Origin of the sequence: Kocuria salsicia (assembly GCF_007681555.1) — a bacterium.
Classification (GTDB): domain Bacteria; phylum Actinomycetota; class Actinomycetes; order Actinomycetales; family Micrococcaceae; genus Kocuria; species Kocuria salsicia.
The window spans coordinates 445,056-465,964 of sequence record NZ_VELE01000001.1 but is presented as its reverse complement, the minus strand read 5'-3'; the positions used below and the strand labels follow the sequence as shown (position 1 = coordinate 465,964).

16 protein-coding genes are annotated in these 20,909 nt (G+C 70.8%); 11 read left to right on the top strand and 5 right to left on the bottom strand.

What is annotated here, in order from left to right; genetic code table 11:
- Window positions 1-56: 56 nt before the first annotated feature.
- The 4 genes from FS770_RS02055 to FS770_RS02040 form a co-directional block, all read right to left on the bottom strand.
- Window positions 57-479, bottom strand: coding sequence for an acyltransferase (locus tag FS770_RS02055; protein WP_145009538.1), 423 nt, complete (start codon window positions 477-479; stop codon window positions 57-59).
- 216 nt (window positions 480-695) lie between these two features.
- Window positions 696-2,309 carry a helicase HerA-like domain-containing protein gene (locus tag FS770_RS02050; protein WP_145009535.1) on the bottom strand — a complete coding sequence of 538 codons (1,614 nt, stop codon included), beginning with the start codon at window positions 2,307-2,309 and terminating at the stop codon, window positions 696-698.
- 3 nt (window positions 2,310-2,312) lie between these two features.
- Complete coding sequence (locus FS770_RS02045) at window positions 2,313-3,068, bottom strand: PspA/IM30 family protein (RefSeq protein WP_094394299.1); 756 nt, start codon at window positions 3,066-3,068, stop codon at window positions 2,313-2,315.
- Between the two features lie 87 nt (window positions 3,069-3,155).
- Window positions 3,156-5,186 carry a TPM domain-containing protein gene (locus FS770_RS02040; protein ID WP_145009532.1) on the bottom strand — a complete coding sequence of 677 codons (2,031 nt, stop codon included), beginning with the start codon at window positions 5,184-5,186 and terminating at the stop codon, window positions 3,156-3,158.
- 266 nt (window positions 5,187-5,452) lie between these two features.
- On the opposite strand from FS770_RS02040, the gene FS770_RS02035 reads away from it, so the two are divergent.
- Window positions 5,453-6,976, top strand: coding sequence for a S1C family serine protease (locus tag FS770_RS02035; protein WP_145009529.1), 1,524 nt, complete (start codon window positions 5,453-5,455; stop codon window positions 6,974-6,976).
- A 162-nt stretch (window positions 6,977-7,138) separates the two neighbouring features.
- On the opposite strand, the gene FS770_RS02030 is transcribed toward FS770_RS02035, so the two are convergent.
- A complete protein-coding gene (locus FS770_RS02030) occupies window positions 7,139-7,603 on the bottom strand; it encodes a tRNA (cytidine(34)-2'-O)-methyltransferase (protein ID WP_055084835.1) in 465 nt (154 codons plus the stop codon).
- A gap of 34 nt (window positions 7,604-7,637) precedes the next feature.
- On the opposite strand from FS770_RS02030, the gene FS770_RS02025 reads away from it, so the two are divergent.
- From FS770_RS02025 to secA, 10 genes are all read left to right on the top strand, one after another.
- Window positions 7,638-8,864, top strand: coding sequence for a cysteine desulfurase family protein (locus FS770_RS02025; RefSeq protein WP_094394836.1), 1,227 nt, complete (start codon window positions 7,638-7,640; stop codon window positions 8,862-8,864).
- A 157-nt stretch (window positions 8,865-9,021) separates the two neighbouring features.
- Window positions 9,022-10,176: a tRNA 2-thiouridine(34) synthase MnmA gene (mnmA, locus tag FS770_RS02020; protein ID WP_144942115.1), complete on the top strand. Its 1,155-nt coding sequence runs from the start codon at window positions 9,022-9,024 to the stop codon at window positions 10,174-10,176.
- Between the two features lie 42 nt (window positions 10,177-10,218).
- Window positions 10,219-10,611, top strand: coding sequence for a chorismate mutase (locus FS770_RS02015; RefSeq protein ID WP_144942117.1), 393 nt, complete (start codon window positions 10,219-10,221; stop codon window positions 10,609-10,611).
- Complete coding sequence (locus FS770_RS02010; RefSeq protein ID WP_144942119.1) at window positions 10,608-11,630, top strand: hypothetical protein; 1,023 nt, start codon at window positions 10,608-10,610, stop codon at window positions 11,628-11,630. The genes FS770_RS02015 and FS770_RS02010 overlap by 4 nt, the downstream gene beginning before the upstream one ends.
- Before the next feature lie 87 nt (window positions 11,631-11,717).
- Window positions 11,718-12,404 (top strand): MtrAB system response regulator MtrA, encoded by a 687-nt coding sequence (gene mtrA / locus FS770_RS02005; protein WP_144942121.1) that lies wholly within the window; start codon window positions 11,718-11,720, stop codon window positions 12,402-12,404.
- The gene (gene mtrB, locus FS770_RS02000; protein ID WP_244944694.1) at window positions 12,401-14,362 is read left to right on the top strand and encodes an MtrAB system histidine kinase MtrB; all 1,962 of its coding nucleotides are present in this window, start codon (window positions 12,401-12,403) and stop codon (window positions 14,360-14,362) included. The genes mtrA and mtrB overlap by 4 nt, the downstream gene beginning before the upstream one ends.
- The gene (locus tag FS770_RS01995) at window positions 14,359-16,125 is read left to right on the top strand and encodes an LpqB family beta-propeller domain-containing protein (protein ID WP_244944693.1); all 1,767 of its coding nucleotides are present in this window, start codon (window positions 14,359-14,361) and stop codon (window positions 16,123-16,125) included. The genes mtrB and FS770_RS01995 overlap by 4 nt, the downstream gene beginning before the upstream one ends.
- Before the next feature lie 126 nt (window positions 16,126-16,251).
- On the top strand, window positions 16,252-17,088 hold the full coding sequence (locus FS770_RS01990; protein ID WP_244944692.1) for a ComF family protein: 837 nt from the start codon (window positions 16,252-16,254) through the stop codon (window positions 17,086-17,088).
- A 79-nt stretch (window positions 17,089-17,167) separates the two neighbouring features.
- Window positions 17,168-17,860 (top strand): ribosome hibernation-promoting factor, HPF/YfiA family, encoded by a 693-nt coding sequence (hpf, locus tag FS770_RS01985; RefSeq protein ID WP_144942123.1) that lies wholly within the window; start codon window positions 17,168-17,170, stop codon window positions 17,858-17,860.
- Between the two features lie 204 nt (window positions 17,861-18,064).
- On the top strand, window positions 18,065-20,884 hold the full coding sequence (gene secA / locus FS770_RS01980; protein WP_144942125.1) for a preprotein translocase subunit SecA: 2,820 nt from the start codon (window positions 18,065-18,067) through the stop codon (window positions 20,882-20,884).
- Window positions 20,885-20,909: the final 25 nt, after the last annotated feature.

Sequence of the window (20,909 nt, the reverse complement as noted above, 5' to 3'; positions counted from 1 at the left end):
GCGCCGGCGGCGTGGGTTGCAGCAGGCAGCCACACGGCCCGGTGGGGCCGCTCAGCTCACCCGTCGGAGCGCACACCCACCTTGCGGGCCGGACTTCCGGCCCAGATCTCGTTCTCACCGGTGTCGCCCGTGAGCACGGAGTTGTCCCCCACGGTGCTCCCCGCACCGATCCGGTTGGCCCCGCCCAGCACCACGCAGCCGGGGAAGAGCACGGCGTCGTCCCCGAAGTGCAGCCGCCCGAACGGGGACTGCTCGCGGGGCAGATGCGCGTCCTGCCGACCGATGATCACGTTCTGGTCGATCCGCAACCGATCGCCCAGGGTGACCTCGGCGTCGACCACGGTGCCCATGCCGTAGTGCACGAGCCGCAGGCCATTCCCACCCCTGCCCCCCCGGGGGATGGAAGTGTTCGCGGGCGCCAGCGCGAGCCGCGCCCACCGGTGCCGACGTAGTGGCACGAGTTTCTCGGGCAGTCCCATGCCAGCGCAGACGAGTGGACCCGCGGGTCCCTGCCCGGGGCCGCCGCGGAGCCCGGTTGCCGCGGCTGGCGGACAGGGCCGGGGTCCGGTCCCGGGGGCGCAGGTCACTCCGCTTTCGCGATGGCTCGTGGCCCGCACAGCACGACGCCGACGGGCCCGTGGAGGGGCACCGGTGGCGCGTCGTGCGTTGCAGCGCTCGTCAACCGCGGCAGCGGCTCAGCGGCGACGCCGCGATGTGCCGAAAATGGACCGCGTGATCTCCCGGCCCAGCACGGACCCGGCTGAGCGCATCATCGAGCGCACCGCGGGATTCTCCATGACGGAGCCCAGGAAGCCGCCGTCCTCCTGCTCTTCGCGACGACCGCGGGGAGCGTCGTCACGGTCCTCGTCAGGACGTCGTTCCTCCGGGCGCTCCTCACGGGGCGCCTCGGGTGCCGCGTCCGTGCCGTCGGAGTCCGCCTGGGCCTTCTCCCGCCGCCCGCGCAGCAGCTCGTAGGCGGACTCGCGGTCCACCGCCTCTCCGTACCTGGACAGCAGCGGGGAGGCGGCGACCGCGGTGTCCACGGTGTCGGCCGGGGCCGGCTGCATCAGCGACTGCGGGGCGCGCATCCGGGTCCACGCCACGGGAGTGGGCGCGCCGGTCTCGGACAGCACCGTGACCACGGCCTCGCCGGTGGCGAGCTGCGTGAGCAGCTGCTCCAGGTCGTAGGCGCTCTTCGGGTAGGTGCGCACCGCGGACTTCAACGCCTTGGCATCGTCAGGGGTGAACGCGCGCAGGGCGTGCTGCACACGGTTGCCCAGCTGCGCCAGGACGTCCGAGGGGATGTCCTTGGGGGACTGCGTCACGAAAAAGATCCCCACGCCCTTGGAGCGGATCAGGCGCACGGTCTGCTCGATCGAGTTCAGGAACTCCTTGGAGGCGTCCTCGAAGAGCAGGTGGGCCTCGTCGAAGAAGAACACCAGGCGGGGCTTGTCCGCGTCCCCGACCTCGGGCAGGTCCTGGAACAGGTCTGCGAGCAGCCACATCAGGAACGTTGAGAACACGCGGGGGTGCTGCTGCACCTCGGAGAGCTCGAGGCAGGAGACGACGCCGCGGCCGTCCTCGGCCGTGCGCAGCAGGTCCGCCGTGTCGAACTCGGGCTCCCCGAAGAACACGTCCGCGCCCTCGTTGGCGAACGTGGTCAGCTCGCGCAGGATCACTCCGGCCGTCTGCTTGGACAGGCCGCCGATTTCCGCGAGCTCCTCCTTGCCCTCGGGTGAGGTCAGGTGCACGATCACCTCGCGCAGGTCCTTGAGGTCCAGCAGCGCATAGCCCTTGGAGTCCGCCCAGTGGAACACGAGTCCCAGGGAGGACTCCTGCGTGGTGTTCAGGCCGAGCACCTTGGACATCAGCGTGGGACCGAACGAGGTCACGGTGGCGCGGATCGGCACCCCCTTGCCCTGGCCGCCCAGGCTGTAGAACTCCGTGGGGCTTGCGGTAGGCGTCCACTGCTGGCCCACCGACTCCGCGCGCTGCGCGACCTTCGGGTTCTCCTCGCCGGGCTGCGAGATGCCGCTGAGATCGCCCTTGACGTCCGTGAGGAACACCGGCACACCCTGGGCGCTGAGCTGCTCCGCGAGGGCCTGCAGGGTCTTGGTCTTGCCCGTTCCGGTGGCACCGGCCACCAGACCGTGGCGGTTCAGAGTGGACAGGGGCACGCGGACCGGTGCGTCGGTGTGGGGACCGTCTTCGTCCAGGGCGGCACCGAGCTCGAGGCACGGGGCCTCGCTCGCGTAGCCGGTGCGGATGGCCTCGAGCTGCTCGCGGGCGCTGCCCGTCGTCGTCGCCACGACTCAGACTTCCTCGGAGGAGACGATGTTCTCCCCGTCCTTGGCGCCGGAGCCGGCCTTCAGCGCGGCGAGCCGGGCCTCGATCTCCGTCTGCTGGCCCATGTTCTCCAGCGCCTCGAACTGACGGTCCAGGGAGGAGTCCGCGAGCTCCTGCTGTCCGGCCACCCTTGCCTCCTCGCGGCGGACCTTCTCCTCGAAGCGGGAGACCTCACTGGTGGGATCCATGACGTCGAAGGACTTCAGGGCGTCCTGGACCTGGGACTGAGCCTGCACGGTCTTCTGGCGGGCGGCCAGCTCGTCGCGCTTGGTGGAGAGCTCCTGGAGCTTGCCGCGCATGCTGTTGAGCCCGTCCTTGAGCTTGTCCACGACCTCCGTCTGGGAGGAGATCTGCGGCTCTGCGGCGCGCGCCTCGTTCTCGGACTGGATCTGGCGCTGCAGTGCCACCTTGGCGAGGTCGTCGAACTTGCCGGCCTCCAGCTCCTTGCCGGCCCTGCGGAACTCGTCCGCCTTGTTGGACGCGGCGAGGGCCTTGTTGCCCCACTGCGCGGCCTCCTGGACGTCCTCCGCGTGGTCCTTCTCCAGCAGGCGAAGGTTGCCGATGGTCTGGGCCACGGCGGACTCTGCCTCGCGGATGTTCTCCGTGTAGTCGCGGACCATCTGGTCCAGCATCTTCTGCGGGTCCTCCGCAGAGTCGATCATGGCGTTGATGTTGGCCTTGGCCAGCTGGGCGATGCGCCCGAAAATCGACTGCTTGCTCATGTCGTTCTCCTCTTCTCGTGTGTCGGATGGAGCTGAGATCTTGCGGGTCAGGGCGGTGCGTGGCAGCCCGTGGGGACCCGGGGCGGCTCAAAAGCTGCCGCCCACCCCGCCGTCGAAGCCGCCGCCGTCGCCGAAACCACCGCCGAAACCGCCCCCGAAGCCGCCGCCGTCGCCGAAACCGCCGTCGTGGTGGCCGCCGCCGTAGCCGCCGCCCCCGTTGAGGATGCCGCCCAGCAGGATGCCGCCGAGCACCGCACCGCCAAGACCGTTGCTGCGGCGCCCGCCGTAGCCCATGCCGCCGTAGCCGGTGGGAGAGCTGTAGAACTGGTCGACGTCCGCGGTCGCGGAGCGCTGTGCCTCCTCGGCGAGCCGGATGGACTGGTTGGCCTCGTTCAGTGCACGCTCTGGATCGGACTCCTGCAGCTGCTGGGCGATCTGCAGGTGGCGCTCTGCCTCCGCGAGCTGGGTGCGCGCTTGAGCGCCCACGCCGCCCCGGCGCGCCCACACGTAGTCCGACGCCGTGGTGAGGCTCGCCTGCGCGCTCACCAGCGTGTGGGAGAGGGTCTCGCGGGCAGAGCGGGCGCGGTCCTGGGCGTTGCGGACGTCCTGAAGCCCCTTGTCCAGCTCCGCCTTCGCCTGGGCCAGGCGGCGGGCCGAGCCCACGGGGTCGTAGTGGCCCGAGGACATCTGCTCCGTGACCGTCTGCAGCACAGAGCGCACCCCCGCGGCGGCACCCGCGAGCTCGGGGCGAGAGCCGTGCTGCACGATCCCCTCGGCCTCGGCGACGTCCCGCTGCGCGATGCTCACGGCATCCTTGAGGGACTCCTCGGCCTTTGCCAGCTCGCGGCGCGCGTTGTCCACCGAGGTGATGAGCCCCTCGGCCTGACCCGTGGCCTCCTCGGCGGCCCGGATCGCGAGCACCCCTTCGGAGACCTCACCGGAGTCCAGGTGCTGCTGCGCCTGCTGGATCGAGGACTCCGCGAACTCGAGGCGGTCCCGCGCCTGGGTGCCGTTGTCCGCCACGGGGGCCAGGGCGGCGTCGTCGTAGGTCCCGTGCAGCGAGACGAGCGTAGCCTCGGCGTCCGCAAGGCGTGGCCGCGCGTCCGCCACGGCGCGGCGGACCCCCTCCAACGCCTCGGGGGCGCGGGTCTCCAGCTGCCGCAGCTGGGTGAAGTTCTTCTCCTGCTCCGCGAGCGGCGCCCTGGCCTGCCGCGTGCGGTCGATGATCTCACCGAGCCACGCGCGCTGGTCCGCCTCGGTGTCCGGGATGTCGTCCTCGAGCTTCTGCTGCAGCTCGAAGGACTCCCGCATGTGCTCCTTGGCGCGGGCGATCGCCTCCTGGAACGGCCGTGTCTGCTCCTCGCCGTACTGCAGCTGCGCGAACGCGAGCTCCTGCTCGGAGTGCTGGATGGCGTTGTCCGCCTCCACGAGTGCCGAGCCGGCCTGCCTGTGGAGCTCCGGCAGGGGCACCAGCGGACGCTGCGGCGCGCCACCGCGCTGCTGCTGGCCCCCCGGTACGTCTGCGCCACGACGACGTCGCTTGCGCGCCACGACCACGGCACCCACGCCCGCGGCGGCGAGCCCCCCGACCGCCACGGTGCCCAGAACCGCACCGCCACCGCCGCCCAGACCGCCGCTGAGGGCAGAGTCGATGCCCTTCACCGCGCCCTCGGCCGCGCCGTTCCAGTCACCCTTGTTCAGTGCGGGGGCAATGTCATCGGTGTAGATCTTCTGTCGATCGCTGGTGGAGAGTGGCCCGGCGGAGCTGGCCAGGAATCGTGCCTGGCGAGCCTGTGTGGCCACCGCCAGCACGGCGTCGTTGCTGCCGAGACCGTTGTTGGAGGCGAACTGCTTCGCCCACTGCTCCGGGTCGGTGGGATCCGTGAAGCGCTCTACGTAGACCACGTAGAGCGTGATCTGGTGTTCCTGGGACAGGGACGCGATCGAGTCCTGCAGCGCGGAGGTGTCACCGAGCGCGTCCGCTGAATCCACGACGCGGACGCCCGGATCCACCGTGGGCGGGGTCTCGGCCAGTGCTGCGGGGGAGAGGAGCATCAGGGAGGAACCTGCGAGTGCGGCCGCCGACAGTGTGCGCCGCCAGTAGGTGCGTGAACTCATGACCCTCGTTCTTTCGACGTCAGCCCGGTGGTTCGGCGCCTCCCGTGATCGTCGGTGCGTTCTGCGCGGGAGCGGCGCCGCTCAAGTCACAGAATACGCTGAGCACAGGTGCTGGATCCGTGATGTCAGCGCGCACCCCGGAAAGGTTGAGCTGATTCACGAGAACCCGTCAGTTCTCACAGCACCGACACAGCACGGGCGCGCATACTGTGGCAACGGAAAGAGACCGGCCCAGGAGTCGGTACCTGAGGTTCTGAGGAGAGAAGATGGCCGATTCCCACGATCCCCGCGACGGCGGCGATCCGCAGCGTCCCGTCCCCCGCTACGGAGAGCAGGCCTACAGAGCGAGCGACTCCGGGTCGACCGGCGCCGCGGGGGACACCGGGGCCGATCCGCGGCACGGTTCGCCCTGGAACCCGAACGACACTCAGCCCATTCCCCCCGCATCCCAGAACGGCCACAACGGCTACGGCTCGGGCAGCGCGGACGGCCAGGCTGGCGGGTACGGCGGGGGTTACGACGGTGCGTCGTTCCAGGGCGGCTCCGCGGCCCACCCGGGTGAGGGCGGCACGAAGACCCGCCGCAAGTTCTCCGCCGGCGCGATGGTGGCAGGCATGGCGCTCGCCGGTCTGCTCGGTGCGGGGACCGCGATCGGCACCGGTGCGGTGGCCGGTGGGAGCAGCTCGTCGACGAGCGCGAACAGCTCCCCGGTGATCGTCAACAACACGGACTCGGTCAACGAGATCACGGGTGCCACGCAGAAGGCGTCCCCCTCCGTGGTCACCATCTCCGCGACGTCGGGCAGTGAGGGCGGCACCGGCTCCGGCGTGGTGCTCGACGACCAGGGCCACATCCTCACCAACACCCACGTGGTCACACTCGACGGCGCCACCTCCAACGCGAACCTGGAGGTGCAGACCGCGGACGGCTCGGTGCGCAAGGCCACCGTCGTGGGCACGGACCCCGAGTCCGATCTCGCCGTCATCAAGGTGGACCCCTCCGGGCTGACCCCCGCAGAGTTCGCGGACTCGAGCAAGCTCAACGTGGGCGACGTGGCGATCGCGATCGGTGCTCCTCTCGGACTGAGCGGAACCGTCACGGACGGCATCGTGTCCACGCTCAACCGGACGATCGCCGTCGCCTCCTCGGCGGCGCAGGAGACCCCGGAGGACTCCCAGCAGGGCGGCGGCGGGCAGGACTTCTTCTTCAACTTCCCGGACAACGGGCAGTCGGGCTCGCAGTCCGCGAAGTCGAGCGTCTACCTCAACGTCCTGCAGACGGACGCGGCGATCAACCCCGGCAACTCGGGTGGCGCGCTCGTGAACTCGAGCGGTCAGGTGATCGGCATCAACGTGGCGATCGCCTCGGCGGCGGGGTCCTCCTCGAACGACTCCTCCAGCTCGGGGAACATCGGGGTGGGATTCTCGATCCCGTCCAACACAGCCAAGCGGGTCGCGGACGAGATCATCAAGGACGGCAAGGCCACGCATGGCTACCTGGGCGCGTCCGTCTCCTCCTACACGCCGTCCGGGAGCAACTCGGGGCAGTTCTCCTCGGGCGCCCTGGTGCGCAGCGTGGAGAGCGGCTCCCCGGCCGCGGACGCCGGGCTGAAGGCCAACGACGTGGTCACGAAGTTCAACGGCAAGTCCATCACGGACGCCGATGCGCTGACCGCGGGCGTCCGCGAGCTCGCGGCCGGTTCCCAGGCGGAGCTCACTTTCCGCCGCGGCAACGACGAGAAGACCGTCACGGTCACCGTCGGCAACGCGGCGGACCACACGAGCAACTAGCCACTGCACGGGGACAGCCCCGGACGGAGCGCCCCTCGACGACGGCGCCCTGCGCACCCGGGTGCGCAGGGCGCCGTCGTTGTGCGCTACGCTGGGCCGCCGTCGCCGTGTTCCCCGGCGTGGTGGCTGCGGTACCGGCCCCGCGCCGCCGTCGTCCCCGGCTCAGACGCCGTCCGGGAAGCCCAGCTGGCGCCAGGCCTCGTAGAGCGCGATGGACGCCGAGTTGGCGAGGTTGAGGGAGCGGCGGCCGGGCAGCATGGGGATGCGCACGCGTTCGCCCACGTGCGGGTCCTCCAGGACGTCCCCCGGAAGCCCCGTGGACTCGCGGCCGAAGAGCAGGACGTCCCCGTCCCGGTAGTCCAGCTGCGTGTGGCGGGTGCTCGAGTGGGACGTGAACGCGATCACGCGGGCATCCCCGAGCGAGTCCCAGAGCGCGTCAACGCTGGGGTGCACGTCCATGACTGCGAGGTCGTGGTAGTCCAGGCCCGCGCGGCGCAGGTTGGCATCGTCAAAGTTGAAGCCCAGGGGCTCCACCAGGTGCAGCCGTGCGCCGGTGCACGCGGCCAGGCGGATCGCGTTGCCCGTGTTGCCGGGGATCTCGGGGGTGTGGAAGACGAAGTGCAGCATGGGGGCGATTGTAGGCGCGCCTAGAATGGGGACCATGCCCACACCCCGCGTCTACATGGATCACGCCGCCACCACGGACATGCTCCCGGAGGCCGTTGAGGCGTTCGTCGAGCAGGCCCGCAGGGGCGGCAACCCGGCCTCCCTGCACTCCGGCGGTCGCGCCGCGCGCATGACGCTGGAGACGGGGCGGGACCAGATCGCGGCAGCCCTCAACGCGGAACCGGTCGAGGTCATCCTGACCTCCGGCGGCACCGAGGCGGACAACATGGCGGTGCTCGGCCTCTACCGTGCGGCACGGGAGGCCGACCCTCGTCGCACGGTGATCGCGCTGTCCACCGTGGAGCACCACGCCGTGTCCGAGACAGCCGAGTGGCTCGTTGCCCACGAGGGCGCGGAGCTCGCGTGGCTCGAGGTGGCCGAGGACGGCCGCGTGGACCCCGCCGCGCTCGCGGACCTGCTCGCGCGGCGCGGTGACGAGGTCGCGCTGGCCACGGTGATGTGGGCGAACAACGAGGTCGGCGCCGTCCAGCCCGTGGCGGAACTCGCGGCCCTGTGCGACGACGCCGGGGTGGCCTGCCACGTGGACGCGGTCCAGGCGTTCTGCGCCGTGCCCGTGGACGCCCATCTGCGCGGCATCAGCACCCTCGCAGTCTCGGCCCACAAGCTCGGCGGCCCGATGGGTGTGGGTGCGCTCTACGCCCCACGCACGGTGAAGCTCGCCGCAACCAGCTTCGGGGGAGGTCAGGAGCGCAGTGTCCGCTCCGGCACCGTGAACGCGGCGGGTGCCGCGGCGTTCGGCGCGGCGGTCGAGGCGGCCCGGTCCGATCTGCGCGGGGAGTTCCTGCGCCGCGCACGCCTTCGCGACGCCCTCGTGGCCGGGATCCGGGAGCGGGTCCCGGACGCCGTTCTGCGAGGGCCCGAGCCGGGTGCCCCGGAGGCGGAGTGGGAGCATCCCACCCGGCTGCCGGGCAACGCGCACTTCACGTTCCCCGGTTGCGAGGGGGACTCCATGCTCTTCCTCTTCGACGCGGCCGGGGTGGCGCTGTCCACCGGCTCGGCGTGCAACGCGGGCGTGCCGCGCGCCTCCCACGTGCTGCTGGCCATGGGCGTGCCGGAGGAGACTGCCCGCGGCGCGCAGCGCTTCTCGCTTGGGCACACGAGCACGCAGCAGGACGTCGAGCGCGTCCTGGACGCGGTGGGCGAGGTCTACGAGCGCGCCCGCACCGCGGGCCTCTCGGGACACGTGCCCGGAGCGTTCTGAGCAAGGCGCCGCCTGAGCACGACGACGCCGCGGCCCGTGCCGCTCGGACGTCCCGGCGCCGGGCACCCGCTCCGGCGTGCGGCGTCGTCGGGAATAGCGGCCGGAGAGGCACCGTTGTTAAGGCGTCCCACTCGACGACCTTCCCTGGAGGCACCCCGTGCGCGTTCTGGCAGCCATGAGCGGCGGCGTGGACTCGGCAGTGGCCGCGGCACGCGCCGTGGACGCCGGGCACGACGTCACCGGCGTCCACCTGGCACTGTCCCGCACCCCCGGCACGCTGCGCACCGGAGCGCGCGGGTGCTGCACGATTGAGGACTCCCGGGACGCGTGGCGCGCCGCGGAGAAACTGGGCATCCCGTACTACGTGTGGGACTTTTCCGAGCGCTTCCAGGCGGACGTGGTGGACGACTTCGTGGCCGAGTACGCCGCGGGGCGCACGCCGAACCCGTGCATGCGCTGCAACGAGAAGATCAAGTTCGCTGCCCTGCTGGAGAAGGCGCTCGCCCTGGGCTTCGACGCCGTGTGCACCGGCCACTACGCCAAGGTGGTGGAGGACGCGGACGGGCACAAGGAGCTGCACCGCGCCGCCGACTGGGCGAAGGACCAGTCCTACGTGCTGGGCGTGCTGACAGCCGAGCAGCTGGAGCACGCCATCTTCCCGCTCGCCGAGACGCCGTCCAAGGCTCAGGTGCGCGCGGAGGCGGAGCAGCGGGGGCTGTCCGTGGCCAAGAAGCCGGACTCCCACGACATCTGCTTCATCCCGGACGGCAACACGCGCGGGTGGCTCGAGGACCACATGGACCTGGACTCCGGGCGGATCGTCGACACCGAGGGCAACGATCTGGGCGAGCACCGCGGGGCCCAGGCCTACACCGTGGGACAGCGCCGTGGCCTGCACATCGGCCGCCCCGCCCCGGACGGCAAGCCCCGGTTCGTGCTGGAGATCCGGCCCAAGACCAACGAGGTGGTCGTGGGCCCCGAGCAGTTGCTCGCGATCGACGTCATGGAGGGGATCCGGCCCTCGTGGGCGGGTCTGGCCCCGCGCGAGGTCGCGGCCCTGGGGGACGCGACGGACGCCCGTTCCGAGGAGTTCCCGGTGACCGTGCAGGTGCGCGCCCACGGCGATCCCGCACCGGCCACCGCCTCGCTGAGCCGCGAGGCCGGTGAGCCCCGTCTGCACGTGCGCCTCGCCGAGTCCCAGCGCGGCGTCGCACCCGGCCAGACCATGGTCCTCTACCAGGGGACGCGCGTGCTGGGGCAGGCCACGATCGACTCCGCGCACGCGGACCGCCCTGTCGTCGCGGCCTCCTGAGAGCGTTTCGGGGCGCCGCGCCGCGGTGATTACAGTGGACGCATGACCTCAGCCACGCACCCGACCGGCCGCCCCGAGGACCACGCCCCTGTGGATTCGGCAGCATCCTCCGTCCCGCACCGCACGTCCGAGACCGCGCTCGAGCGGCTCGACTCGATCCGCGGCACGATCGACAACATCGACGCCGCTCTGATCCACCTGCTCGCGGAGCGCTTCAAGGCGACCCAGCGGGTGGGCAAGCTCAAGGCCGAGAACGACCTCCCGCCGTCGGACCCGGAGCGTGAGAAGGCACAGATCCAGCGGCTGCGCAGTCTCGCGGAGGCGGCCCACCTGGACCCCGAGTTCGCGGAGAAGTTTCTCACCTTCATCATCAGCGAGGTCATCCGTCACCACGAGGCCATCTCCGAGGACCGCCACCGCGGCCACGACGCATGAGCGCCCCCACGGGGGACGCCGTCACAGCCACCCTCACCCGGGCGCTGCGGGGGACGGACCTCTTCGAGACGTTCACCGTGCTGCGCGGTGAACTGGGGGCTCCCCACCTCGCGAGTGTTCCCGTGCTGCCGGACCGGGGGCCCCAGGCAGAGCTCGCGGCCCGCACGAGTGCCGTTCTCGACTCTCTGCACGCGGACCGGCAGCCCCACGGGTGGCGGATCACCTCGGTGCCCGGTGCTGACTCCCGGCAGGCCCGGGCCCTGCTCGCGAGCGACCTCAACGTGGTCGCGGACGTCCTGGGTGCCGAGTCCGGTTCGGACACCGGGCGCGTGTCCTTCTCCATGCTGGGCCCCGTCTCGCTGGCCGCCACGGTCCACGTGCACAACGGCGAGAAGCTGCAGTCCGATCCAGGCGCGCGGCGGGACCTCACGCAGTCGTGGCGCGCCGGGCTGGGCGAGCTGCTCGCAGCCCTGCGGCGCAACACGGACGGCCGCGGCACGGTGCTGGTGATCGAGGAACCCGAGCTGGACCGGGTGTTGCGCGGCACTATTCCCACCGCCAGCGGCTACCGCACCCTGCGCTCGCTGCCGCGCCACGAGGTGCGGGCGACCCTCACCGAGGCCGTCGGTGCAGCGCGCGACGCCGGTGCGGAGCGTGTGCTGCTCGCCGCCGGTTCCGCGGAACCGGCCTGGGCGTTGCGCACGGGGGCGGACACTGCGGTGACCGCGCTGCCCACCGGTCCCACAGAGGCGTGGGAGCCCCTCGCCGCCCTGCACGAGGCGGGGGTGGGGCTGTGCTTCGACACCGCACCCGTGACCGGTCGTCCCGCCGTGCGCGCCCACGTGGAACGGGTGCTGCGTCCCTGGACCGAGCTGGGCATGAACCCCGCCGCGCTGCTGGGGACGCTGCTGGCGCCGTCGTCGGCCGTCAGCGAGCTCACCCCGCCCGAGCTGCCGGGCGCGCTGCGACGCGTGACCGGGCTCGGGGACGCGCTCACGGAAGCGTGCAGCGAGGCCTGAGCCCCACCAGGCCGTAGAATCTCAGCAGGACGCGGGGCGCCCGGTTGTGGCCGCACCCGATGGAGGACTCGAGTGCGAAAGCGGGCCATGAAGGCGAGAATCTTGGTAGTGGACGACGACGCCGCGCTGTCGGAAATGATCGGCATCATCCTGGCTTCGGAGGACTTCGAGCCGGTGTACTGCTACGAGGGTTCCAGTGCGCGCGAGGTCTTCCGCGCCTCCGAGCCGGACCTGATCCTGCTGGACCTGATGCTTCCGGGCATTGACGGCATCCAGGTCTGCCAGCAGATCCGTGCCGAGTCGGACATCCCCATCGTGATGCTCACCGCCAAGTCGGACACCGCGGACGTCGTGCGCGGGCTGGAGGCCGGCGCGGACGACTACGTCCCCAAGCCGTTCAAGCCCGCCGAGCTGGTGGCCCGCGTCAAGGCGCGGCTGCGCCCCACCGACCGCAGTGCCTCGCAGGAGATCACCCTGGGGGACATCGTCATCGACGTCACCGGGCACACGGTGACCCGCGACGGCGAGGAGATTGCCCTGACCCCGCTGGAGTTCGACCTGCTCGCCACTCTCTCGCGCTCCCCGCACCAGGTCTTCAGCCGCGACGAGCTGCTGCGAGACGTGTGGGGCTATCCCCACGCGGCGGACAACCGGCTCGTGAACGTGCACGTGCAGCGGCTGCGCTCCAAGGTCGAGCGCGACCCCGAGAACCCCGAGGTGGTGCTGACCGTGCGGGGCATCGGCTACAAGGCGGGCGGGCACCCGCATAGATGACGGTCGCCTCGGTGGACGCTGCGGCGCGCAAGCCCGGCCCGCGCCGTCGCCCCAAACGCTTCCGCAGGCTCCGGCTGAGCCGTCGTGTGCTGTTACGCCGCTGGCGGCAGTCGCTGCAGTTCCGGGCCATCGCGGTGGCGCTCACGCTCACCTCCATGGCGTTCTTCGCCACGGGCAGCTTCCTGTCCCACCAGATCGCGGACCGGCTTTTCACGGACCGTCTCAACCAGGTGCTCGAGGAGGCGCGCACGGACATCGGCACCGCGCAGGCCAGCTTTGACGCCTCGGACGCCTCGGACCGCACCGAGGTGCAGGCGCTCATCAACTCCACACTCGGCAAGCTGAGCCAGGACCCCAGCACCACGGACCACCGCTGGGTGCTGATCCCCCTGGACCAGGGGACGGGGCAGTCCTTCGTGGGGGTGCAGACGGAGAGCTCGTGGATGACCTCGGCATCGGTGCCCCAGCAGCTGCAGCAGCGCGTGGCGAGCGGGGACGGCACATACTGGCAGCCGGCGTCCGTGCGGATGGCCGAGAACGGGCCGGAGCAGCCCGTGATCGTGATCGGGGACGTGGTCCAGCTCAACCAGAACTCCCGCTACGGCCTCTACTTCGTCTACGACTTCTCGGACCCGCAGGCCACCCTGGACTCGATCCACGCCGTGCTGCTGCTGTCCATGGTGGCGCTGCTGCTGCTCGTGGGAACGATTGTGTGGTACGTGACCCGCGAGGTGGTGCGTCCGGTCTCCAACACGGCCCGCGTCTCCCAGCGCCTGTCCGAGGGCGACCTGGACGTGCGCATGGACGTGCGCGGCAGCAATGAGGTGGCACGGCTGAGCCGGTCCTTCAACCGGATGGCGGACTCCATCCAGAACCAGATCACGCAGCTCGAGCAGCTCTCGTCCATGCAGCAGACGTTCGTCTCGGACGTCTCCCACGAGCTGCGCACGCCCCTGACCACGGTCAAGATGGCCGCCGAGGTGCTCTACAACGCCCGCGACGACTTCGATCCCGTGAACCGGCGCTCGAGCGAGCTGCTGCACAACCAGGTGGAGCGCTTCGACTCGATGCTCTCGGACCTGCTGGAGATCTCCCGTTTCGACGCCGGCGCGGCGCGGCTGGACATGGCCTCGACCGACATCTTCGCCGTGATCTACGACGTTGTGGAGGCGGCCGCGCCGATCGTCCTCACCTCCGGCTCGGAGCTCACCGTGCGCTCGACCCTCACCCGCGCCGTGGTGCAGATGGACCAGCGGCGCATCGACCGGATCCTGCGGAACCTGGTGACCAACGCGCTGGAGCACGGGGAGAGCAAGCCCGTGGACATCTACGTGGGCGCGAACGAGAACTGCGTGGCGGTGGCGGTGCGGGACCACGGCATCGGCATGACCGAGGAGCAGGCCAGCAAGGTGTTCAACAGGTTCTGGCGCGGCGATCCCGCCCGCGCCCGCACCGTGGGCGGCACCGGCCTGGGGCTGGCGATCGCTACGGAGGACACCCTCCTGCACGGCGGACGGCTCGAGGTCTGGGCCGAGCCGGACAACGGCGCATGCTTCCGCCTCACCCTGCCGCTGCTGCGCGTCCAGCCCCTGGACCCGGAGCTGCCGAACCCCCTGCCCATGCCGCCGGACGTGGACTCCGCCGAGTCCACGGCGCGCGTCACGGACACCGGCTCCCTCCAGCTGACGGCGCCCACGCGCTTCGTGAGCGAGCCGGCCACGGGCGAGCTGCGCATCGACATCCCGGGGGCACGCGATGGACAGGACCCCTCGGCGGGCCCCGCAGCCCCGGAGCACGGGGACGGCTCCGGCGACGGCCGCGGTCAAGGACACGGTGACGCCACCGTGGACGTGACAGGGGGCGGTCACGGTGGGCGCGGCGTCGTCGCCGGCGCGGGAAGCGGTCAGGGCACGGGCTCGAGCCCGGCCGCGGACGGCCGCGGGACGGAGGAGTCATGACGGTACGGAAGCACTCGCGGCAGGTGACGGGACGGACCGGCGGAACCCGGACCGGGAGGACGCGCGCGAAGCACCGGCGCGCCCGGTACACCGGTGCGCTGACTGCCGTGGCACTCGGTCTGATGCTGTCCGCGTGCGGGGCCATGCCGCGCTCCGGGCCGGTGCACAAGGTCATCGAGCCCACCGAGCAGTCCGAGCAGACCGCCATGGCGTTCAACCCCCAGGCCCCGCAGGTGGGGGCCTCGGCGCAGGAGGTCGTCGAGGGCTTCCTGGCCGCCGGGGTGGGAGCGCAGGACGACTACTCCGTGGCGCGCAAGTACCTCACCCCGCAGCTGGCCACCACGTGGAAGCCGGACACCCGCGTGCTCATCCACTCGGGTGAGCCCACCACCGTGCCCCGGCTCAACGAGGGCGAGTTCCGCACGAGTCTGGAGATCAGCGGGGAGCTGGGATCCAACGGCGTCCTCACATCCCAGCCCTCGGGCAGCACACGGGTGCTGGACTTCATGCTGACATCGGTGGACGGCCAGTGGCGGATCTCCAAGGCCCCGGACGGCGTGATCGTGCCGAGGGCCGACTTCGAGCAGATCTTCGACCCCATCACGCTCTACTTCTACTCCGCGAAGGACCCGAACTACCTGGTGCCGGATCCCCGGTGGTTCGTCAAGCGATCCACGGCCTCGACCGCCGCCGTGCGCGCCCTGCTGAGCGGGCCGGCGGGATATCTGGGGGGCGCGGTGACGAGCGCGCTGCCGCAGTCCGCGTCCCTCTCCCGCTCGTCTGTGCCCGTGTCCGGGGGGGCCGCCACGGTGGCACTGAGCCTCGCGAACTTCGACCCCGCGGATGTGGACGAGGCCCACCGCATGGACCAGCAGCTGCGGGCCACCCTGCAGTCGGTGCCGAACGTCGAGGACGTGGACCTCACCATCAACGATGCCCCCGTGGAGACCACCGGGCGGACGAGCAGCGAGGCCGTCCGCTCGGTCACCGTGCCCAACAGGCAGATCGGCGTGTCCGAGAACCACCTCGCGTTCTACCAGGGCGGGCAGTCCGAGGAGATCCCCAACGTGACCCTGCCCGAGGGCGCCTCGGTCGCCCGCCCGGCCATGGGCACCGAGGCCACCGTCTTCGGATTCGTCAACAACGCGGACTCCGCCGTCTACACCGTGGCCCCGGGGAGAGAGCCGGAGCGGCGCTGGTCCGGCACACAGCTGACCCGCCCCAGCTTCGACCGCATGGACTACGTGTGGGGCTCCGACCGTTCCGGGACGGTGCACGCGGTCCGCGCGTCCGACGAGGGCGAGGGCATGACCGTGAGCGCGCAGTGGCTGGAGAACCAGCACGTGGCATCCCTGCGGATCTCGCGGGAGGGGAGCCGGGCGCTCGTGGTCACCACCACGGGAAGCTCCTCCCGCGCCACGGTGTGGCTCGCGGGCGTGGTCCGGGATGACTCCGGACGCCCCACAGAGCTCGTGAAGGGCAACGCGGTGGCGGCGGACGTTGACGTGGACACGGCCCAGTGGATCAGCGCGGACGAGTTCGTCACCACGGCGCTGGACCAGGACGGCAACGCGAAGCCCCGGCGCTACACCGTGGCCGGGCGCTACGACGAGCTGCCCTCCCTGAAAGGCGTGACTTCGATCGCCGGCGGCAACGGCCCGGCCGCGGTGTACGGCGCCTCGGACGGCAAGCTGTACATGCTCACCGGCAGCTCGTGGGCCCTGCAGAGCGAGACGGTCACGGACACCGCGTTCGCGGGGTGAGACGGGGCTGATCCGGTGCGACATGCCTCGCCCCCTCCGCGAGGCGCACCCGGGGCCCGTGCGGTCTGCGCTCCCCACGGCTCTTGCGCGCTGTGGCCCGCCCGCCGCACGGTGTGGAGTGGTCCCATGATGACGACGCCGCGCCGCCCGCTCCCACGGCCGGCTCACCGCCCCGGGGCGGCGTGGGACGCCCGTGCCGCGCGGTTCGGCGGCTGGTGGGCCCAGGCCTTGGAACTTGTCCTGCCCGTGACCTGTGCAGTGTGCGGAGAACCGGGCAGGGCCCTGTGCCGCGAGTGCCGGATCGTGCTCCGGCGTGCCACGGCGCGCCCCCGTTCGCTGGTGCCCCCTCCGCCGCTTGCCGCCGCAGGGGTGCGTGTGTGGACGGCGGGTGAGTACGAGCACGAGCTCGCCTCCTGCCTCCTGGCGTTCAAGAACGGTGGACGCACAGACCTCGCCCCGGTCCTCTCGGCCGTGCTCGCCCCGGTGCTGGCCGCGGCCGCGCGGGACGTCCGGGAGGCGGCGGCTCCGGGGACGGTGCCGCTGTACTGGGTGCCGGTGCCCACGAGCGCCCGCGCGCGGCGTCGTCGCTGGCTTGATCCCGTGGCGAGCATCCTCGGGGGTGCCCCTCTGCCACGGAACACCTGTGTCACTGCCGCCGTGTCCCACCGGCGGGTGCGGGGACGAGGCACCGGGAGCCAGAAAGGGCGCGGCGGGGCCCAACGGGAACGAGCGCTGCGCGCAACGATGCGTGCCTCTGGAGTGCGCGGCGCGGTGTGCGTGGTCGTGGACGACGTCCTCACCACGGGTGCCACGGCGGCCGAGGCCGTGCGGGCGCTGCGGGCCGCCGGGGCGTGCGTGCCCGCTGTTGTGACCCTCGCCGGGGTCCGCGTCCCGCGTTCACCCCAGGAGAACGCATGGACGTCCGAGGTGGCGGTCAGTGAATTTCCTCACGGATTCATCTAGCGTTGGATCACGGGAATCAAAGGTGTCCCGCGTGGGCGAGCCACTGGTCCCACACCGTCCTCAAGCTCTGGAGGTTCTCATGGAACTGAACATCAAGGGTCGCAACATCACTCTGCCGGACCGTTTCCGGGAATACGTCGAGTCCAAGAGCGAGCGGTTCCAGCAGCTGGGCGACAGGGTGGAGTCCATCGAGGTCAAGGTGACCAAGGACAACCCTGGTTCCGGGCGCCAGGGGATCCGTGTGGAGATCACAGTGGTCGGTCGCGGTCCCGTGGTCCGCGCGGAGGCCCGCAACGACGACAAGTTTGCGGCATTCGACGAGGCCTACGCGAAGCTCATGGAGCAGTTGCGCCGGGCGCGTGACCGTCGCAAGATCCACCGCGGAGGCCACCAGCGTTCCGTCGCCGTCCACGAGGCCACGGGCTCCCTGCCCGTGGTGCCGAGCGATGCCGGGCCCACGTTCGGCTCCGAGCAGGAGCTGGCCGCCGCCGAGGACGAGGTGTTCGACGACGATTTCGTCCTGAGCGACACCCCCTCGCCCGTGGAGATCCGCCGCAAGCGCTTCCCGGCACACGAGATCACCGTGGACGAGGCCGTGGACCAGATGGAGCTCGTGGGCCATGACTTCTTCCTGTTCGTGGACAAGGACACGCAGGAGCCCTCGGCCGTCTACCGCCGCAAGGGGTGGGAGTACGGCGTGATCAGCCTCAGCGCGGACGGCGCCTCCGGCGAGGAGAAGGTCGCCTACCAGGCAGACGCCACTGCCCCCTGAATCCGCCCGCCGGGCATCACCGCCGAGCACCCCGCACCACCACCGGGCCCCGTGACCACGTCGCGGGGCCCGGGTCGTGGTCACGGGCGGCGTGCGTCCCGCGAGCACGCGGGAATCGTCCAGCCTCACTCACGTACACTGTTCGGCGGTGCACCCCCAGCCCATCTCCGGTGCCCACCACCGATCTCGGAGGAGCGAACACACGTGGCGTCATTCCTGGAAAAAGTCCTTCGCACGGGGGACAAGCGTGTCCTGAAGCGGCTGAGGACTTATGCGGACGCCGTCAACAGCCTCGAGGACAGCTTCAGGGAGCTCTCCGACGCCGAGCTGCGGGCCGAGACGGACTCGTTCCGGGAGCGCATCGAGGGCGGCGAGTCGCTCGACCGGCTGCTTCCGGAGGCGTTTGCGGCCGTGCGAGAGGCGGCTTCCCGCACGCTCGGCCAGCGCCACTTCGATGTCCAGATCATGGGCGGTGCGGCGCTGCACCTCGGCTACATCGCCGAGATGAAGACGGGTGAGGGCAAGACACTCGTGGCCACCCTGCCCGCGTACCTCAACGCGCTCACTGGCAAGGGCGTCCACGTAGTGACCGTCAACGACTACCTGGCCGAATACCAGGCGAACCTCATGGGCCGCGTCTACCGCTTCCTCGGGCTGGAGACGGGTGTGATCCTCAGCGGACAGGACCCGGCCACCCGCCGGGAGCAGTACAGCGCGGACATCACCTACGGCACGAACAATGAGTTCGGCTTCGACTACCTGCGCGACAACATGGCCTGGAGCAAGGACGAGCTCGTCCAGCGCGGACACAACTTCGCGATCGTGGACGAGGTGGACTCCATCCTCATCGACGAGGCCAGGACCCCGCTGATCATCTCAGGGCCGGCCTCCGGGGAGGCGAACCGCTGGTACCGCGAGTTCGCGACCGTCGTGAAGAAGCTCGTCCCGGAGACCGACTACGAGGTGGACGAGAAGAAACGCACCGTGGGCGTGCTCGAGCCCGGGATCGAGAAGGTCGAGGACTGGCTGGGGATCGAGAACCTCTACGAGTCGCAGAACACGCCGCTGATCGGGTTCCTGAACAACGCCATCAAGGCCAAGGAGCTGTTCCGCAACAACAAGGACTACATCGTGGCCGGTGGCGAGGTGAAGATCGTGGACGAGCACACCGGTCGTGTGCTCGCCGGTCGCCGCTACAACGAGGGTGTCCACCAGGCCATCGAGGCCAAGGAGGGTGTGGAGATCAAGCCCGAGAACCAGACGATGGCCACGATCACCCTGCAGAACTACTTCCGTCTCTACGACAAGCTCTCCGGCATGACGGGCACCGCCCAGACCGAGGCGGCGGAGTTCATGAACACGTACGAGATCGGCGTCGTCGCCATTCCGCCGCACCGGGGCATCGCCCGCGAGGACAAGCGGGACGTGGTCTACAAGAACGAGGCCACCAAGTACGCCGCCGTGGTGCGGGACATCGAGGAGCGCCACGAGAAGGGCCAGCCCGTGCTCGTGGGCACGGCCTCTGTGGAGAAGTCCGAGTACCTTTCCCGGCTGCTCGCCAAGCGCGGGGTGCGCCACGAGGTGCTCAACGCCAAGAACCACGCCCGTGAGGCCGCGATCGTAGCCCAGGCCGGGCGCAAGGGCGCGGTCACGGTCGCCACGAACATGGCCGGGCGCGGCACGGACATCATGCTGGGCGGCAACGCCGAGTTCAACGCCGTCGAGAAGATGGCCGAGCTGGGGCTGGACCCGGAGCGAGACGCCGAGAAGTACGAGGCGAAGTGGCCCACGGTGCTCGAGCAGTGCGAGGCCGCCACCCGCAGCGAGCACGACGACGTCCTGGAGGCGGGCGGCCTGTACGTGCTCGGCACGGAGCGCCACGAGTCCCGCCGCATCGACAACCAGCTCCGCGGCCGCTCGGGTCGTCAGGGCGATCCCGGGGAGTCCCGGTTCTACCTGTCCCTCTCGGACGACCTCATGCGCCTGTTCAACCCGGGTGCCGCCCAGCGTCTGATGGCCATCGCCCCGGATGACGTCCCTGTGACCGGGCGCCTGATCACCTCCGGTATCGCCAACGCCCAGAACCAGGTGGAGGGGCGCAATGCCGAGCAGCGCAAGAACGTGCTGAAGTACGACGACGTGCTCAACCGCCAGCGCGAGGTGGTCTACCGCGACCGTCGTCGGATCCTCATGGGCGAGGACATCAAGGGGCAGATCGAGCAGTTCACCGAGGAGATCATCACCTCCACCATCACCGACCGCACCCGCGTGGGACACTCCGAGGACTGGGACCTGGACGAGCTGTGGACCGCTCTGCGCGCCATCTACCCGATCTCGATCACGCACCAGGAAGTGGTGGAGGAAGCCGGCGGTCTTCCCCGTCTCTCTGCGGACTTCCTGCAGGAGCAGATCCTCTCGGATGCGAAGGTCAGCTACCAGGAGCGTGAGGAGCAGCTGGGCTCCGAGGCCATGCGCAACCTGGAGCGCCGGGTGCTGCTGTCGGTCATCGGGCAGCGCTGGCCGGAGCACCTGTACGAGATGGACTATCTCAAGGAGGGCATCGGGCTGCGGGCCATGGCCCAGCGCGATCCCCTGGTGGAGTACCAGCGCGAGGGCCACGCCATGTTCCAGGACATGATGGCCGCCATCCGTGAGCAGACCGTGGTCACGCTCTTCAACCTCGAGGTCCGCAGGCAGCGCACCGGTGAGACTGGCGGGGCGGTCGAGCTGACCACGCCGCAGCGCCCGGCGTTCCTGCAGTACACGGCTCCCGACGAGGACGGAGAGCCCCGCGCGGCGGTCGAGGCCGAGGCGCAGCCGGCGCCCGGCTCAGAGGCCGGAGCGGCCCGGGCGGCGTCGTCGGCCTCGTCGACCACCGCCTCGGCTGCGGCTTCCGCCGCTACCGCTACCGCGACGTCGGACGGCGAGGCCGGTGGGGACGCAGACTCCGGGACGAACCGGGCCCAGCGGCGCACCAAGGCCGGCAAGGGCGCAGCCAGGACCAGGCGCAGCAAGCGCCGCTGAGCCGATGGCTCCCAGCACGGGAGCA

What these genes read in the sequence shown, in the direction of transcription:
- FS770_RS02055 (WP_145009538.1), bottom strand. Translation starts at nt 479, where the DNA reads ATGGGACTGCCCGAGAAACTCGTGCCACTACGTCGGCACCGGTGGGCG.
- FS770_RS02045 (WP_094394299.1), bottom strand. Translation starts at nt 3,068, where the DNA reads ATGAGCAAGCAGTCGATTTTCGGGCGCATCGCCCAGCTGGCCAAGGCC.
- FS770_RS02040 (WP_145009532.1), bottom strand. Translation starts at nt 5,186, where the DNA reads ATGAGTTCACGCACCTACTGGCGGCGCACACTGTCGGCGGCCGCACTC.
- FS770_RS02035 (WP_145009529.1), top strand. Translation starts at nt 5,453, where the DNA reads ATGGCCGATTCCCACGATCCCCGCGACGGCGGCGATCCGCAGCGTCCC.
- FS770_RS02030 (WP_055084835.1), bottom strand. Translation starts at nt 7,603, where the DNA reads ATGCTGCACTTCGTCTTCCACACCCCCGAGATCCCCGGCAACACGGGC.
- FS770_RS02025 (WP_094394836.1), top strand. Translation starts at nt 7,638, where the DNA reads ATGCCCACACCCCGCGTCTACATGGATCACGCCGCCACCACGGACATG.
- FS770_RS02015 (WP_144942117.1), top strand. Translation starts at nt 10,219, where the DNA reads ATGACCTCAGCCACGCACCCGACCGGCCGCCCCGAGGACCACGCCCCT.
- FS770_RS02010 (WP_144942119.1), top strand. Translation starts at nt 10,608, where the DNA reads ATGAGCGCCCCCACGGGGGACGCCGTCACAGCCACCCTCACCCGGGCG.
- mtrA (WP_144942121.1), top strand. Translation starts at nt 11,718, where the DNA reads ATGAAGGCGAGAATCTTGGTAGTGGACGACGACGCCGCGCTGTCGGAA.
- mtrB (WP_244944694.1), top strand. Translation starts at nt 12,401, where the DNA reads ATGACGGTCGCCTCGGTGGACGCTGCGGCGCGCAAGCCCGGCCCGCGC.
- FS770_RS01995 (WP_244944693.1), top strand. Translation starts at nt 14,359, where the DNA reads ATGACGGTACGGAAGCACTCGCGGCAGGTGACGGGACGGACCGGCGGA.
- FS770_RS01990 (WP_244944692.1), top strand. Translation starts at nt 16,252, where the DNA reads ATGATGACGACGCCGCGCCGCCCGCTCCCACGGCCGGCTCACCGCCCC.
- hpf (WP_144942123.1), top strand. Translation starts at nt 17,168, where the DNA reads ATGGAACTGAACATCAAGGGTCGCAACATCACTCTGCCGGACCGTTTC.